General features: G+C 68.2%; 16 protein-coding genes. 13 read left to right on the top strand and 3 right to left on the bottom strand.

Going from position 1 to position 14,657, the window contains the following annotated elements; genetic code table 11:
• Positions 1-60: 60 nt before the first annotated feature.
• The 13 genes from AC5RUO_RS01760 to AC5RUO_RS01700 all read left to right on the top strand — a co-directional run bounded on the left by AC5RUO_RS01760 (position 61) and on the right by AC5RUO_RS01700 (position 12,316).
• Positions 61-1,137 carry a FecCD family ABC transporter permease gene (locus tag AC5RUO_RS01760; RefSeq protein WP_494102644.1) on the top strand — a complete coding sequence of 359 codons (1,077 nt, stop codon included), beginning with the start codon at positions 61-63 and terminating at the stop codon, positions 1,135-1,137.
• On the top strand, positions 1,134-2,237 hold the full coding sequence (locus AC5RUO_RS01755; protein WP_494051779.1) for a FecCD family ABC transporter permease: 1,104 nt from the start codon (positions 1,134-1,136) through the stop codon (positions 2,235-2,237). Before AC5RUO_RS01760 ends, AC5RUO_RS01755 begins: the two co-directional genes overlap by 4 nt.
• A 2-nt stretch (positions 2,238-2,239) precedes the next feature.
• Positions 2,240-3,055: an ABC transporter ATP-binding protein gene (locus AC5RUO_RS01750; RefSeq protein ID WP_494102643.1), complete on the top strand. Its 816-nt coding sequence runs from the start codon at positions 2,240-2,242 to the stop codon at positions 3,053-3,055.
• A 216-nt stretch (positions 3,056-3,271) separates the two neighbouring features.
• Positions 3,272-3,451 carry a hypothetical protein gene (locus tag AC5RUO_RS01745; RefSeq protein ID WP_494009518.1) on the top strand — a complete coding sequence of 60 codons (180 nt, stop codon included), beginning with the start codon at positions 3,272-3,274 and terminating at the stop codon, positions 3,449-3,451.
• Between the two features lie 188 nt (positions 3,452-3,639).
• Positions 3,640-3,837 (top strand): hypothetical protein, encoded by a 198-nt coding sequence (locus AC5RUO_RS01740; protein ID WP_494102642.1) that lies wholly within the window; start codon positions 3,640-3,642, stop codon positions 3,835-3,837.
• Positions 3,838-3,964: 127 nt separating this feature from the next.
• Entirely contained in the window at positions 3,965-4,909 is a 945-nt protein-coding gene (locus AC5RUO_RS01735; RefSeq protein ID WP_494102641.1) for a tetratricopeptide repeat protein, read from the top strand.
• An 83-nt stretch (positions 4,910-4,992) separates the two neighbouring features.
• A complete protein-coding gene (locus tag AC5RUO_RS01730) occupies positions 4,993-5,838 on the top strand; it encodes a CPBP family intramembrane glutamic endopeptidase (protein WP_494103359.1) in 846 nt (281 codons plus the stop codon).
• A 132-nt stretch (positions 5,839-5,970) separates the two neighbouring features.
• Complete coding sequence (locus AC5RUO_RS01725; RefSeq protein ID WP_494102640.1) at positions 5,971-6,999, top strand: LacI family DNA-binding transcriptional regulator; 1,029 nt, start codon at positions 5,971-5,973, stop codon at positions 6,997-6,999.
• Positions 7,000-7,037: 38 nt separating this feature from the next.
• Entirely contained in the window at positions 7,038-7,727 is a 690-nt protein-coding gene (locus AC5RUO_RS01720) for a TetR/AcrR family transcriptional regulator (protein ID WP_494102639.1), read from the top strand.
• A 121-nt stretch (positions 7,728-7,848) separates the two neighbouring features.
• A complete protein-coding gene (locus AC5RUO_RS01715; protein ID WP_494009523.1) occupies positions 7,849-8,328 on the top strand; it encodes a carboxymuconolactone decarboxylase family protein in 480 nt (159 codons plus the stop codon).
• A gap of 149 nt (positions 8,329-8,477) precedes the next feature.
• On the top strand, positions 8,478-9,506 hold the full coding sequence (locus tag AC5RUO_RS01710; RefSeq protein ID WP_494102638.1) for a nitronate monooxygenase: 1,029 nt from the start codon (positions 8,478-8,480) through the stop codon (positions 9,504-9,506).
• Between the two features lie 126 nt (positions 9,507-9,632).
• A complete protein-coding gene (locus AC5RUO_RS01705; RefSeq protein WP_494102637.1) occupies positions 9,633-11,723 on the top strand; it encodes a penicillin acylase family protein in 2,091 nt (696 codons plus the stop codon).
• Positions 11,720-12,316, top strand: a complete 597-nt coding sequence (locus AC5RUO_RS01700) for a GNAT family N-acetyltransferase (protein ID WP_494102636.1) — start codon at positions 11,720-11,722, stop codon at positions 12,314-12,316. The genes AC5RUO_RS01705 and AC5RUO_RS01700 overlap by 4 nt, the downstream gene beginning before the upstream one ends.
• Positions 12,317-12,325: 9 nt before the next feature.
• Here AC5RUO_RS01700 and AC5RUO_RS01695 read toward each other — a convergent pair whose 3' ends face one another.
• The 3 genes from AC5RUO_RS01695 to AC5RUO_RS01685 form a co-directional block, all read right to left on the bottom strand.
• On the bottom strand, positions 12,326-12,505 hold the full coding sequence (locus tag AC5RUO_RS01695; protein WP_035753009.1) for a hypothetical protein: 180 nt from the start codon (positions 12,503-12,505) through the stop codon (positions 12,326-12,328).
• A 53-nt stretch (positions 12,506-12,558) separates the two neighbouring features.
• Positions 12,559-13,332 carry a hypothetical protein gene (locus AC5RUO_RS01690; protein WP_494009527.1) on the bottom strand — a complete coding sequence of 258 codons (774 nt, stop codon included), beginning with the start codon at positions 13,330-13,332 and terminating at the stop codon, positions 12,559-12,561.
• A gap of 180 nt (positions 13,333-13,512) precedes the next feature.
• Complete coding sequence (locus AC5RUO_RS01685; RefSeq protein ID WP_494102635.1) at positions 13,513-14,553, bottom strand: NAD(P)-dependent alcohol dehydrogenase; 1,041 nt, start codon at positions 14,551-14,553, stop codon at positions 13,513-13,515.
• Positions 14,554-14,657: the final 104 nt, after the last annotated feature.

The raw sequence follows: 14,657 nt of genomic DNA, 5'->3' as shown, positions 1-14,657 counted from the left end.
AGACTGTAGCAGGATTTGGAGGAATAGCTCACAAACCCGTGACGTAATAGAAAGTCCGATGTGAAAACGCTGAACCTTGATCCGGGCCCCTCGGTCGAACGGGCGCCGGCAGGACCCGTTTCGCCCGTTCCCCCGCCGCGGAAGGCTCCCCGGAACCGGGCGGCCTGGTTCCTGGCCTCGGTGCTGGCCCTGTTCCTGGCCAGCTTGCTCAGCATCTGCATCGGAGGGCAGCCCTCCTCGCTGCAGGAAGCCTGGCACGCCATGTTCACTCCCACTGGCGACGTCATGGACGTGACCATCCGGGAACTCCGCTGGCCCCGCACCGTGCTGGGAATCTGCGCCGGTATCTGCCTCGGCCTGGCGGGAACCCTGGTCCAGGGCCACACCCGGAATCCCGTGGCGGACCCCGGCCTGCTGGGGATCAACCAGGGAGCCGCGCTGGCCATCGTGGCTGCCACCGCCATTGCCGGTGACCTTCCCGCCCTGTCCCAGGCACTGCTGGCCTTCGCAGGCGCCCTCGCGGCCAGCGTCCTGGTGTTCATGATCGGCTCAGCGGCCCGCTACGGAACCACCCCTGTGACGCTGGTGCTCGCCGGTGCCGCCGTCACTGCATTGTGCTCCGGCCTTGTGGCCGGAATCGTCCTGCTCAACGACCAGGCCCTGGACACCCTGCGGTTCTGGCAGGTGGGTTCCCTGGCCGGCAGGACCGGGGTTCTCGAGCTGGTGTGGCCGTTCATCGCGGCCGGAGTGCTGCTTGCCCTGCTCAACATCCGCGCCCTGAACGCCCTGGCGCTGGGAACGGACACCGCCGTCTCGCTCGGCATCCCGGTGCTGCGGGCACGCGCCGTGGGCATTGGCGCGGTCACCCTCCTTGCCGGTACTGCCGTGACCCTGGCAGGCCCCATCGCCTTCGCCGGACTCCTGGTTCCACACCTCACCCGTACCATCACCGGCCCGGACTACCGCTGGTTGGTACCGGTTTCGCTCTTTACCGGCGCCACCGTGGTGCTGCTCGCTGATACGGCGGGACGCCTGATCGCCAGGCCCGGCGAACTCTCGGTCGCCGTGGTCCTTGCCGTGGTGGGCGCACCCTTCTTCATCTACCTGGCCAGGCGTAAGAGGCTGCAGACGCTATGACCGTCCTCCAGAAGGCGCAGCTCCGGAAAACTTCCCCGAGCCCCACGGGCATCAGGGCGCTGCGGGCAGGCCCCGTTTCCGTCCGCTTCAACGTCCGCGTGCTGGTGGTGGCGGTCCTGCTGGTCCTGGCAACGGTGGCCGCCATGGCGCTGCACGTTGCCTTCGGCGGCACACCCATGGCCTACCCGGACGTCCTCCGGGCCCTTCTGGGCGACGACTCCAACACCCGGATCCACCTGGCAGTAACGGAGTTCCGCGCACCGCGGATGGTGGCCGCCGTCGTAGTGGGAGCCTGCCTGGCTGCCGCCGGCGCCATCACGCAGACCGTAGCGCGCAACCCGCTGGCAAGCCCGGACCTGCTGGGAGTAACGGCCGGCGCCTCGCTGGGGGCAGTGGCCGTGCTGGTCATCGCGGGCGGGGGCCACGCGGGCCTGAGCGGGCTGGCCGCGACGGTGGGCATGCCTGCTGCCGCGTTCGCCGCAGGCATTACCAGCGGAGTCGCCGTCTACCTGCTCTCCTACCGGCGCGGGCTGGACAGCTACCGGCTGGTGCTGGCCGGCCTGGGCATCTCCGGCCTGGCAGCCAGCCTCACCACGTGGATCCTCACCCTGGGCGACGTGACAAGCGCCGCCCAGGCGCTCACGTGGATGATGGGCTCGCTCAATGGAAAGGACTGGGAAACCGTCCAGCCCATGGCGCTCAGTGCTGCGGTGCTGCTCCTGGCTGCGATGCTAAGCGGCCGGTGGCTGCTGCTCACCAGCCTGGGTGAGGACACCGCCGTCGGGCTCGGTGCCCGGATCGGCGCGGTCCGCCTGGTAGTCCTGGCCCTCGCCGTCCTGCTCGCGTCGGTGGCGACCGTGACGGCGGGACCAGTGGCGTTTGTTGCCCTGGCAAGCCCCCGGATTGCCAGGGCACTGGCATCCACCGTGATCCCCTCGGTGGGGGTGTCCGCCCTGGTGGGCGCCATCTTCGTGCTGCTGGCGGACACCCTGTCCGCCAATGCCCTCGCCGCCCCGCTTCCGGTGGGCGTGGCCACCGCCGTGGTGGGGGCACCGTTCCTGATCCACCTGATCCTCAAATACCAGCGGAGGCTGAGTTGAACATGTCCACCCGGCAACAGGGCCTCCGTGCCCGGGACCTCAGTCTCGGCTACGACGGCGCAGACATCATCAGCGGCCTCACCCTCGACGTCCCCGACGCCCGGGTCACCTCAATCATCGGCCCCAACGGCTGTGGCAAGTCAACCTTGCTGAGGGGCCTCGGCAGGCTGCTGAACCCCCGGTCCGGCAACGTACTGCTGGACGGCATCCCGCTCCGGGAACACTCCACCCGGCACATCGCCACCCGCATCAGCGTGCTGCCACAGGCCCCCACTGCGCCGTCAGGACTAACGGTGGCCGACCTCGTCTCCCGGGGCAGGCACCCGCGGCAGAAGTGGTACCAGCAGTTTTCCGCTGCTGACGAACGGGTAGTGGAGGCTGCCCTGGAGGCCACCGACATCCTGGGACTGGCGGATTCACCGCTTGAGGACCTTTCGGGCGGACAGCGGCAGCGGGCCTGGATTTCCATGACACTGGCGCAGGAAACGGGGATCCTGCTGCTGGACGAGCCCACCACGTACCTGGATCTGGCCCACCAGGTGGATGTACTGGAACTGGTCCGCCGGCTGAACCGCGAGCACCACCGGACCATCGTGATGGTGCTCCACGACATCTCGCTGGCCGCCCGCTACTCGGACCACATCATCGCCATGAAGGACGGCGCCATCGTGGCGCAGGGCAGCCCGCCCGAGGTCATCACCCCCGAATGCCTGCTGGAGGTGTTCGGCCTGGACGCCCACGTGGTGGCCGAACCCACCGAAGGCCGTCCGCACGTCATCCCGCTGGGAACGGTGGGGGCGGCGCCCGTCCATACGTGATGAGATTCACTTGCAATAAACGGCGATTTGGTTGAGAGCACCCTTTCGGTTTCGGCACCATGGAAGGGCAGGGCAGGAGGATTTTCCGGCCCTTACCCATCCTGGTGACGCAATGAGGCGCGCCGGCATGCCCAGCGGGCGGCCGAACGCCACACGGCGCGAGCAGGCCGACTTTCCGGCTTTACCGGCCGGACCAATGCAAGGAAGTACTGAACAATGACGTTTGAAACTGCCGAATCCGTGACCCTCAAAATCTGGGACCGCTCCGCCGTCCACGCCACGTTGGACACGCTTGTGGAGGACCTCTCCGCCCGCCACAACACTGACAAGGGCAGCATCGCCGTGACCTGCAGCGGCCCCAACACCTTTACCCTCAGCCTGAATCCGGCCCTTTAGCCGCAGCCGGGCGGGCTCTCCCGCCCTCCGGTGTGCTTGCTCACATAACCCCCGTTCCTGTTGCCATTCATCCGGGGGCCCTGCACACTGGAACATGGGAATGCGCTTTCCCAAGTGTTTGTCCTCGCCGACGAGGACACGGCCGGACATGATCAGGCCGTCAGACCGCAAGAAATGGAAGTTGAATAATGACGTTCGATGCCACTGACACCGTGACCCTGAAGATCTGGGACAAAGCCTCCCTCCACCACACCCTGGACTCCGCGATCAGCGACCTTTCGGCACGGCACAACACCACCACATGCCGGGTTGCGGTGACCTGCAGCGGCCCCAACACCTTTACGCTCAGCCTGCGCGGAGAGGACAACGCCCTGGTGGGCGCCTAAGCGGCAACCCGCTTCGAAGGCAAAGCGTACGACGCCGGCCCCGCCCGCCGTCGTACGTTTTGCCTTAATCCGGACAGGGGGCCGGAAGGCCATGGTGCGCACCCGGCGGCCCCTGCATACTGGACGGGTGACGGTTCGCAAATGGCAGGGCCATGGGGAGCAGCGTGGGCCCCGGGATGTGTGGTCCGACTGGACAGCCGCGGACGACGCCGGCGAAACGGACAAGGCAAGGGCGCTGGCGGGCGAAATGCTGCGCCTCGCGCCGGATTCTTTCCACGTCTGGTTCCATGCCGGGCTGCTGTCGAAGGCGCTGGGCAAATGGGCTGAAAGCCTGGAACGCAACGCCCGGGCCGTTGAGCTCTTCACGCCAGTGGAGGCGGCGGACTTCGACGGCGTCAACCCCGCAGCCTGGAACCTGGGAATCGCCTCCACGGCCTTGGGCGACTGGGCAACCGCCCGCCGGGCCTGGGCTGCCTACGGCATCAAGGGCATGGGAACCGGCTACGATCCCATCGACTCCAATTTCGGCCTGGCGCCGGTCCGGCTGAATCCGGACCAGCCAAGCCTTCCCCACCAGGTGCTGCCCTCCGCCGGCGCCACTGAAGTGGTCTGGTGCTGGCGCAGGAGCCCCGCCCACGCCGTCATCGCGAGTGTCCCGCTGCCCGAATCCGGGCACCGGTTCAGGGACGTCGTCCTGCACGACGGCGAACCGAAGGGGTTCCGCAGGCTGGGCGGGCAGGACGTGGCGGTATTCGACCAGCTCCTGCGGCTGGAGGACTCGGGCCTGCCCACGTGGCAGGCCCAGGTGGCCGGGGCAACACCGCACGACCTCCAGGAACTCTCCGACCTCCTGGAGCAGCACGGCATGGGCGCCGATGACTGGTCCGGCATGCGCCTCCTGTGCTCGGAATGCTCCCATGGAATTCCCGACGACGGGCACCACCACGTGCCGGCATCGTCCGACGCGACGCGGCTGGGGCTGGCCGGAGCCGAATCCCGGCTCAGCCCGGTACTTGACGCCTGGCTGGACTCCCGGCCCACCGTGGACTTGGAGCTGACGCTGCTGTGGTGAACCGCCGCACCTCGTCCCGCGCCCGGCCGGCAAGTAGAATTTTGAGCATCCAACCGGAAGCGCCACTGAAGCATAGGGACGTGATGAGGCAGCAATCACAGGCGCAAGCCGATCTCCAGGGCGCGGAAACAGGAAAGCCCGCCCGCACTACACGGGCGGTGGTCCCCGCGGCCCTCGTCTCGGCGTCGGGCTTCCTGCTGTTCGCCCGAGAGGACAGGCTCTTCGGCTTCCTCCTCCTGGCCGCCGCACTGGTCCTCGCCGGCATCATCAGCCGGCGGCTCCTGATCGACCTGGCGCTGATCGCTGTGGGGCTGACAGCCATGAGCCTGGTGCCCATCACCACGGATATCAGCACCGAACATATGGCGGTGATGGGAACCGCAATGATCCTGGCGGTAGGCATCCCCTACGCCGTATCCCGGTTCATCACCAAGGACCATGCCATCCGGTTCCCCGTCAGGACCGGACAGCCGTGGACGCGCGCAGAGAAGTGGTACCTGCCGGCCGTCCTGGTGATCGGCTATGCGCTGATGCCGGTCTACATGATCCGCACCGGCGTCTACAACAACTGGCCGGCCGTCAATGACGTGGACGGCATTGCCCGGCTCTTCCTGGGGACCAACGCGCTGGGCATCTGGGATGAGCTGTTCTTCATTTGCACCGCGTTCACCCTGTTCCGCCGGCACCTCCCCGACTGGCAGGCCAACCTGCTGCAGGCCGTACTCTTCACGTCGTTCCTGTGGGAGCTCGGTTTCCACGCCTGGGCGCCTTTCTTCATCTTCCCGTTTGCGCTGCTGCAGGCGCGGCTCTTCACGGTGACCAAGTCCCTCTCCTACATTGTCAGCGTCCACCTGCTGTTCGACTTCGTGCTGTTCCTGGTGCTGATCCACGCCCACAACCGGGAATGGATCGACATCTTCCTCTACTGAACCCGCCCCTGGCTGGCTCCGGCAGTCCGGCTCCGGCCAGAGCTCCGGCCAGTGTTCAGCGGGGAGGGTTTAGGCTGGGAGCCGGATCCCTCCCGCCTGCGCGGGAACGGCATGTGAAGGGACGCCACGAAGATGGTGCAGGAAACAGTTGGCGCGGGACGATCGAAGGCGCCCACTATTTACGACGTCGCGGCGCTGGCCGGCGTCTCCCACCAGACCGTCTCGCGCTACTTGAGGGACAGGAACGCGCTGAAGCCGAGCACGCTGGAGCGCGTTGAAAAGGCCCTGGCGGAGTTGAACTACACCCCCAATCTCGCTGCCCGTTCGCTCCGGTCCCGCGAACTGTACCGCGTGGTTGTGGTAGTGCCCGAAGCGTCCCTGTACTTCCCGGGCCGAATGCTCAACGGTGCAGCCGCGGCCGCGCATTCCGCGGGCTACCGGGTGGACGTGGTGGCCATGGAGGGGACTGCAGACGCCCGCGGACGGCAGCTGGACGCGCTACTGGCCGCCGAGGATATTGCGGGGATCCTGTCCTTCGTCCCCTGGCCGGGACCGGCCGGAAACCGGCAGCCGCCCAAGGTTCCGCTGGTGGTAGCCGGGGAATACGACAACAGGATGCGGGCGCTGGGCAGCCTCGCGGACGGGACACCTGCGGCGAGGATCGTGGAGCACCTGGCCTCGCTGGGCCACCGGGACTTTTTCCACGTGGCGGGACCCGCCGGGTGGCCGTCGGCCCGCAACCGCAGGGCTGCGTACGAGGAAACCGTCCAGGCCCTCGGGCTCACCTCGCACGGAATCGAAGCGACTGACTGGTCCGCAGCCTCCGGCTACAAGGCGGGGCTCAAGGTTGCGGCCATCCGGGACGTCACGGCGGTGGTGGCGGCCAACGACCAGGTGGCCATCGGGGTTATCCGCGCACTGCATGACCAGGACATCCCGGTACCGGACCAGGTCAGCGTTTTCGGCTGGGATGACACACCGGAATCAAAGTTCCACATCCCGTCCCTGTCCACGGTCCACATGGACCTTGAGGCGCTCGGAACCCGCAGCATGACGGAACTGATCGCACGCCTCCGCGGCGGGCAGCCAGCGTCGGAAGCCCCGCCGCTCCCGTCCATGGAACTTGTCATCCGGGAATCGACCGGACCGGTCCGCAGCTGACCTTGGGGACAAAGGCACGACGACGGCGGGAGGGCCCCATGGGTACCATGCAAGGAACAGCCGGCGAACCCCGGCAAGGACGCCGCGGGGTATCCGCCGCGGCACGCCGGGCCGCTGACCCTGCGCGGCCGGCCGCCGGCTCCCGCGAATCGGAAATCCGCCTCCGCGTCCTGGCGGCCACCAGCGGCCTGATCGACCGGCTCAGCTACGACGACGTCACTATCGACACGGTAGCGAGGGCCTCCGGCGTCAGCAGATCCACCCTGTACCGCCACTGGCCGTCCCGGCAGGTTCTGGTGCTGGAGGCATTTACCTTCAAGACCAACCTGCTGACCCACGTGGAGGAAACCGGGGATGTCCGGCAGGACCTGTACGCCTACCTGGTGGCGCTGACCAAGTGCCTGGATGAGGGAGAAACGGCGTCCACCGTGGCCAACCTGCTTGCCGAAGCCATCAGGAGCACGCAGTTCGCAAGCCTGTACCGCCAGACACTGCTCCGGGACCGCCGGGACGGTTTCCTGGCCGTCCTGGAGCGCGGGCGGACCCGCGGGCAGGTCCGCCCGGATGTGGACCTGGGCACGGTGGTGGACGCCGTGTACGGCGCGGTCTACCACCGCCTGGTGGGCACCGGGGACCCGATCAATCCTGCCTTCCTTCGCCAGCTGACAGGCCTCGCCGTGCGCAGCTGCGCCACCGCCGCCTACCTGCAGCAGCCCGGCTCCGGGTGATGCGGAATGGGACGTTCAGTGCCACTTCGTTCCATTCCGTGGCCCCTGGTATCCGGACCGAACCATAGTTGAACAAGCGCCGGAACTGGCGCTTCACCGACTTGGCAGAAGGACCGGAACCATGACCATCACCACCACCCCGGCACGGACAAACGTCGGCAGCAGGCATCCGCGGCTGTACAGCACCCTGGCCACGCTGGCACAGGAATCGGACCAGGCTGCGCTCGCAGAAGGCGTCTCCCCGCTGCTCCTGGAACTGGTCAAGATCCGGGTGTCCCAGATCAACGGCTGCGCCTACTGCCTGCGGATCCACACTGCGGACGCCCTGGCCAAGGGCGAGGACCCGGAGCGGCTGGGTGTCCTGCCAGCCTGGCGGGAAACGCGGTACTTCGACGACCAGGAACAGGCTGCACTTGCCCTGGCCGAGTACATCACGCGGATCGAAGAGTCCCACTCCAAGGTGGGCCAGTATGAAAGCACCGTGGCGGTCCTGACGCCGGGGCAGGTGTCAGCCATCACCTGGGTGGCCATGGTCATCAACACCTTCAACCGCGTGGCCATCAGCGGCTCCTACAAGGTGGCACCCCGCGGCCAGCACTGACAGGACTAGGGCGTTGCCCCCAGTGCCAGAAGGCTTCCGGGTGTTTTGGGGTGCTGCCGTTACCGCCATCCTGGGTATCGTGGGACTCCTCAAGCAGCTTGGCATACAGGCGGCGTCCACCGGAGTCGCCAAGGCGCCACAAGGAATCCATGAGTAACCAGCCCATGCCCCGATTCGATCCCGCTTCCCTGCCGGTGCCCGTCATCCAGGCGCCCATGGCCGGCGGACCGTCCACGCCGCGGCTGGCGGCCGCGGTGAGCGAAGCCGGCGGACTTGGTTTCCTGGCCGCGGGCTACAAGACGGCGGATGCCATGCGGGCGGAGATTGCGACCACCCGCAGCCTCACGGGCAGGCCGTTCGGCGTCAACCTGTTCGTTCCCCAGCCCCCGTTCAGCAACCCCGATGCGCTGCGCGCCTATGCCGATGCCCTGGCGCCGGACGCGGAGCGCTTCGGCGTCCGGCTGGGGGATCCCCGGCACGACGATGACGACTGGGACAACAAGGTGGACGTCCTGCTGGAGCTGGCGCCCGCCGTCGTCTCCTTCACCTTCGACCTGCCGGACAGCGCTGTCATCGAGGCGTTTCAGCAGAGGGGGATCGCCGTGGTCGCCACCGTCACCTCGCGCGCTGAAGCCCTGCAGGCGCTCGACGCCCGCGTGGACGCGCTCGCCGTGCAGGGGCCGGAAGCGGGAGGCCACCGCGGCACCTTCGATCCCGCCGCCGATGAAACACAGCCCCTGCACACCCTGCTGGGCGGGCTTGCGGACCTTCCGCTGCCACTGATCGCCGCCGGGGGGATTGCCACCGCAGCGGATGTCCGCGCGGCCCTGGCCCTGGGTGCGGCAGCAGTCCAGGCGGGCACGGCGTTCCTGTGCGCGGACGAGGCCGGGACCAAGGCCGCACACCGGACGGCGCTGGCTTCCGGGAGCTTCACCGCCACCGCCGTGACCCGGTCCTTTTCCGGCAGGAATGCCCGCGGCCTCACAAACGAATTCATGCGCCGGCATGACGCTGAGGCACCCTATGGCTACCCGGAGATCCACCACCTGACCACTCCCCTGCGCGCAGCGGCCGCCGCGGCCGGGGATCCGGACTGGCTGAACCTCTGGGCGGGCACCGGGTTCCGGCACGCCGAGGAAGGACCCGCCGCCTCAATCCTGGCCGCGCTCACGCCTTAGGCTGCGGGGCCGTTTGTTGCGCCGCGGGTTTTGGGGATGGCCCGCCCGCCACCGTACCCTTACTTAGGTTTGGCTTACCTAAGAGAAGGAAAAGACCTGTGCCCACCACTGCCCCAAGTCCACACCATGGCCGCTGAGACATTCCGCGACCCGTGGGGCATCCCCCACCTGCGTGCCGGGTCGGCCACGGAGCTTGCGTTCCTGCAGGGTGAGAACGCTGCGACCGACCGCTCCTGGCAGATCGAGATGGAGCGCTGGCGCTCGGAGGGCAGGACAGCGGAACACCTGGGGCCGGACGGCGTCGTATGGGACCGGTTTGCCCGGCAGGCGCGGATCGATGACACCGCCCGCCGCTGCTTCCACAACCTGGATCCGGCCACGCAGCAGTGGTGCGGGGCCTACGTGGATGGCGTGAACCACGCCCTGGAAGCGGGCCGGCGGGATGCGCGGGAGTTCGGGGACACGGCGACGGCGCCTGCCCGCTGGGAGCCGTGGACTCCGCTCGGCGTTTTCCTGGTCCACCACATCCTGTTCAGCACCTTTCCCAACAAGCTGTGGCGGGACCACGTGGCCCGGACCCTTGGCCCGGAAGCCGTGGAGCTTTTCAGCATCGAGGCCCCGGTCTGGGCGGGCAGCAACGCCTGGGCCGCCGCGGGAGGCCTGACCGGCTCCGGCGCACCGCTCCTCGCCGGCGACCCGCACCGGCTCTTGGAACTTCCCGGCGTCTACCAGCAGGTGCGGCTTGCCTGCCCGGAGTTTGACGCCGTTGGGCTGGCTTTTCCCGGCGTGCCCGGCCTGCCGCACTTCGGCCACACGGGGACGGCGGCGTGGGCCGTCACCAATGCCATGGCCGACTACCAGGACCTTTACCGTGAACAGCTAAGGCGGGACGGCGACACCCTCCAGGCACTCGGCCCGGACGGCTGGGAGCCGGTGGTTGCCGACCACCAGGAGAAGATCCTGGTCCGCGGCGCCGCCACGGAGACGGTGGACGTGATTGAAACAGCCCGCGGCCCCGTCATCTCGGGCGGGCCCGACGGCGGCGCGCTGAGCCTGCGGGCACCGTCGCGGGCCGGGGGGCGGCTGGGTTTCGAGGCCCTCCTGCCGCTGCTGCGGAGCCGCAGCGCCGCCGAGATTGAGGCTGCCCTGGAGGCCTGGGTGGAGCCGGTCAACTGCGTGCTGGCAGCCGATGCCGGCGGTGACGTCCGGCAGCTGGTGGCGGGCAAGGTTCCGGTGCGGAACCCGGCGAACCGGGTCCATCCCGTCCCTGCCCAGTCGCCGCAGCACCGGTGGACGGGCCAATGGGTGGAGCTGCCGGCGTCACGGGTGGACACACTGGCGGTGAACGCCAATGACCGTGAGTCCGGCGGCGGCAGCTTGACCGGGCTGGAGTTCGCCCCCGCCCACCGGGCACGCCGGATCCGCCAGCTCGTGGAAGAAGCCGGGGAAAACCTGGATCCGGAGGACATGCAGCGGATCCACATGGACTGCCGGCTGGGGTCCTGGCCTGCGCTGCGTGCCCTGCTGTCGGAACTGGGCGGGGAGAATGGGGTCCGCCTGTCCGCCCCTGCCGGGGAACTGCGGGACCGGCTGCTGGGCTGGGACGGACACATGCACGCCGCCAGCACGGACGCCGGAGCTTTCGCGGCTTGGCGCTCGGCACTGGTAGCCGCGCTGGCCGGCGCTCCCCTGCTGGCACCGCTCGCGGCCTCCGCCGGGCACCCGGTCCTGTTCGCCCCCTGGCTGAACCCGGTCTCCCGGGTTGGCTTCGCATTGGAAACCATCATTGCCAAGGGCGCCGGGCACGGCCTCGACATGGCAGCCGCGGCGGGCCGGGCGCTGGAGGCGGCGGCAGCATCGCCGTCGTCCGCTGCCTGGGGCGAAAGCCACACGGTCCTGCCGCTGCACGCGCTGTCGGATTTCCCGGGCGCGGGCGCCGCCGCGCCCGCCGTGCCGGCCACCTCCCTGTCCGGGGACACCAGCTGCGTGCTGTGCACGGAAAGCCTGCCGGGCGTGACGGATGCGTCCTTCCGCGGACCCGTGGCCCGCTATGTCTGGGACCTCTCCGACCGTTCGAAGAGCCGGTGGGTCGTGCCGTTCGGCGCGTCCGGACAACCCGATGACCCGAACTTCCTCAGCCAGCTGCCGCTCTGGGCCGCCGGCGAACTCATCCCCGTCACCACCGACTGGGACCAGCTCACCAAGGAGACCCCATGACAAGCATCGAGTCCGGACTTCCGCACACAACCCGGGACGCCGTCTACGAGGAGGACCTCCCGGGCCTGGGCCGCCTCCGGCTGCTCCGCCTGGCACCTGAACAGGACGCAGACCTGGTGCACAGCTGGGTGCGGGAGGAACGCGCCCGGTTCTGGGGCATGAACGGCTGGAGCCGGGACGAGGTCCGGGACGTCTACGCGTTCCTGGACAGCCTGGACACGCACCACGGATTCCTGATGACCGTTGCCGGCGAGCCCGCCGGCGTCTTCCAGACGTACGAGCCGCTGCACGATCCCGTGGGCGAGGTGTATCCGGCCGGTGCCGGGGATGCCGGCATCCACCTGCTGCTGGCCCCGGCTGCGCGCCCGGTCCCGAACTTCACGGCCACCCTGCTGACCGGGCTGGTGCGGTTCGTGCTCTCGGATCCGGCGAAGGACCGTGTGGTGGCCGAGCCTGATGCGCGGAACGCCAAAGCCATTGGCCGTTTCACCAGCTTCGGCTTCGAAGCCGGGCCCAAGGTCCGGCTGCCCGAAAAGGAAGCGCAGCTGGTGTTCCTGGGCCGGGAAGCATTCGAGTTCCGGGCTGCGGAGTAGGGGCGGACCCTACTCCTCGCCGGTGTCCTGGGCTTCCAGGTACTTTGCCATGGCTTCGCAGGCCTGGTTCCAGCGCGCGTTGAGCGCGTGCCTGTTCAACGGCGAGAACATGCCGTCGAGTACTTTTTCCACTGCGTCATATGCGGCGTCCCGGACTCTTTCCTGCGCCGCCGGGGTGTAGTAGTTCATGGCAGTAATTCGTTGTGGCTGCGGGAACGGATGGCGGGATTCCTGCGGGTTTTCTAGCCCACCGGCCGGAGCGAGGTGATCATCCTGCGGATGTTCTGGTACTCGGTGGTGTCCATGTACCTGCGGGCCTGTTCCAGGTAGGGAAGGGACTCGGCGCCCGGGGTCCTGTTGTTCTCCGGGTTGTAGAACGCACCGAACATGGCGGCGGTGGGCGGCCAGGTGAAGAAGTGGAACATGGGGCAGGCCAGGTCACCGGTGGGGGCGGGAACGGAAACGATGCCGTAGGCGGCGGCCGGCGTGTCAGCGGGACCGGGCGTTGCGGCGTTGCCCCGGGTTTCGTAGATGAACCGTGGCACCTCACCGTCCTGCGCAAGGGCCGGCAGCTCCTGCGACTCCAGGACCTCATAGGGGTACTTCTCCAGGCAGGTGGAGCCCGTGGCCATGTTGGTCCGCAGCGTTGCCATAGGCCTGCCGGCCTCGTTGGTCACCTCCGCGAAGGCACCGCCGCCCTCGGGAAGTTCCCCGGCGGGATCGCGCACGCTCCACGTGGCGGGGAGGTCGAACGCCAACTGGCCGTCCGCCGTCGTAAAGGTCTTCAGGGACCCCCTCGTGGCGGTGGTGGCGGGCGCGGGACTTGCGGCCGTTGCGGTTGCGGTTTCGGTGACGGGAGCCGTGGCCGCCGGTGACGACGCCGCCGAGGGAGTTGGGGAGGCGGACGCTGCCGTTGTGGTGGGCGACGACGCCGGGGGTCCTGCCTGCGGGCCGCATCCGGCCACCGCCGCACCGACCAGGATCAACGCGGGAAGCAACCCGCCGGACCTTTTCATCACACCCTCCGGGGCTTGGAAAACTGGTCCTTCAATTGTGGAACTGGAGCTGGAATCCGGACCCCCGAGCGGGCTGATTGCCGCAGAACCGTTGCGGGGCATAACAAAAGGACTTAGCGCCCCACGCACGACTGCGGGCCGGCACCTTCCGGGGCCGGCCCGCCGTTACGCGGTTCCCGGCTACAGCGTGGCGGTGTCGATCACGAAGCGGTAGCGGACGTCAGAGGCAAGGACACGTTCGTATGCATCATTGATCTTCTCTGCCGGGATGACCTCGATGTCGGCGCCGATGCCATGCTCGGCGCAGAAGTTAAGCATCTCCTGGGTCTCGGGGATGCCGCCGATCATCGATCCGGCGAAGGACCGGCGGCCGCCGATCAGCGCGAAGGCGTTGACGGGGAGCGGCTCCGCGGGGGCACCCACGTTGACCAGGGCGCCGTCGAGCGTCAGCAGCTGCAGGTAGGCGCTGATGTCGATGGACGCGCTGACCGTGTTGATGATCAGGTCAAAACTGCCGGCCAGCTGCTCGAAGGTGCCGGGATCGCTGGTGGCGAAGTAGCTGGTTGCACCCAGGCGCAGGCCGTCCTCCTGCTTCTTCAGGGACTGGGACAGGACGGTGACCTCGGCACCCATGGCTGCGGCGAGCTTGACGGCCATGTGGCCCAGCCCGCCAAGGCCCACCACGGCCACCTTCTTGCCGGGGCCGGCACCCCAGCGGTGCAGCGGCGAGTAGGTGGTGATGCCGGCGCACAACAGCGGGGCTGCGACGTCCAGCTCCAGGCCGTCCGGAATACTCACCACGAAGTGCTCGGTGACCACGACGTGGGTGGAGTAGCCGCCCTGGGTGATGGTGCCGTCGCGGTCCTCCGCGCCGTAGGTGCCCACCATGCCCTTCAGGCAGTACTGCTCGTTACCGTTCTGGCAGTTGGCACATTCACGGCACGAGTTGACCATGCAGCCGACCCCCACGCGGTCGCCCACCTGGTGCCTGGTCACGGCCGAGCCCACCTCGGTGACGACGCCGGCAATCTCGTGGCCGGGGACCAGCGGGTATTGCTGCGGGCCCCAGTCCCCGCGGACGGTGTGGATGTCCGAGTGGCAGATGCCCGCGTACTTGATCTGGATCAGGACATCGTGCGGGCCAACCGTGCGGCGTTCGATGGTGGTGGGGATGAGGTCCTCGGAGGAGGACGGGGAGGCATAGGCCTTGACGGTAGTCATGGATCTCCTGTGATGTCTTTGGGGGTTATCGAAATGCTACAGGGCTACCTGACCATCAAACCGGCAGTTGGGGTCCGTAACGAGGGCCCTGCTGTAACTGGTTC

The sequence above is a fragment of the Arthrobacter sp. Y3221087 genome (assembly GCF_059089905.1).
This window is presented reverse-complemented; position numbering and strand designations above follow the sequence as displayed.

What these genes read in the sequence shown, in the direction of transcription:
- AC5RUO_RS01740 (WP_494102642.1), top strand. Translation starts at nt 3,640, where the DNA reads ATGACGTTCGATGCCACTGACACCGTGACCCTGAAGATCTGGGACAAA.
- AC5RUO_RS01685 (WP_494102635.1), bottom strand. Translation starts at nt 14,553, where the DNA reads ATGACTACCGTCAAGGCCTATGCCTCCCCGTCCTCCTCCGAGGACCTC.
- AC5RUO_RS01725 (WP_494102640.1), top strand. Translation starts at nt 5,971, where the DNA reads ATGGTGCAGGAAACAGTTGGCGCGGGACGATCGAAGGCGCCCACTATT.
- AC5RUO_RS01755 (WP_494051779.1), top strand. Translation starts at nt 1,134, where the DNA reads ATGACCGTCCTCCAGAAGGCGCAGCTCCGGAAAACTTCCCCGAGCCCC.
- AC5RUO_RS01695 (WP_035753009.1), bottom strand. Translation starts at nt 12,505, where the DNA reads ATGAACTACTACACCCCGGCGGCGCAGGAAAGAGTCCGGGACGCCGCA.
- AC5RUO_RS01710 (WP_494102638.1), top strand. Translation starts at nt 8,478, where the DNA reads ATGAGTAACCAGCCCATGCCCCGATTCGATCCCGCTTCCCTGCCGGTG.
- AC5RUO_RS01745 (WP_494009518.1), top strand. Translation starts at nt 3,272, where the DNA reads ATGACGTTTGAAACTGCCGAATCCGTGACCCTCAAAATCTGGGACCGC.
- AC5RUO_RS01730 (WP_494103359.1), top strand. Translation starts at nt 4,993, where the DNA reads ATGAGGCAGCAATCACAGGCGCAAGCCGATCTCCAGGGCGCGGAAACA.
- AC5RUO_RS01715 (WP_494009523.1), top strand. Translation starts at nt 7,849, where the DNA reads ATGACCATCACCACCACCCCGGCACGGACAAACGTCGGCAGCAGGCAT.
- AC5RUO_RS01720 (WP_494102639.1), top strand. Translation starts at nt 7,038, where the DNA reads ATGGGTACCATGCAAGGAACAGCCGGCGAACCCCGGCAAGGACGCCGC.
- AC5RUO_RS01705 (WP_494102637.1), top strand. Translation starts at nt 9,633, where the DNA reads ATGGCCGCTGAGACATTCCGCGACCCGTGGGGCATCCCCCACCTGCGT.
- AC5RUO_RS01750 (WP_494102643.1), top strand. Translation starts at nt 2,240, where the DNA reads ATGTCCACCCGGCAACAGGGCCTCCGTGCCCGGGACCTCAGTCTCGGC.
- AC5RUO_RS01690 (WP_494009527.1), bottom strand. Translation starts at nt 13,332, where the DNA reads ATGAAAAGGTCCGGCGGGTTGCTTCCCGCGTTGATCCTGGTCGGTGCG.
- AC5RUO_RS01700 (WP_494102636.1), top strand. Translation starts at nt 11,720, where the DNA reads ATGACAAGCATCGAGTCCGGACTTCCGCACACAACCCGGGACGCCGTC.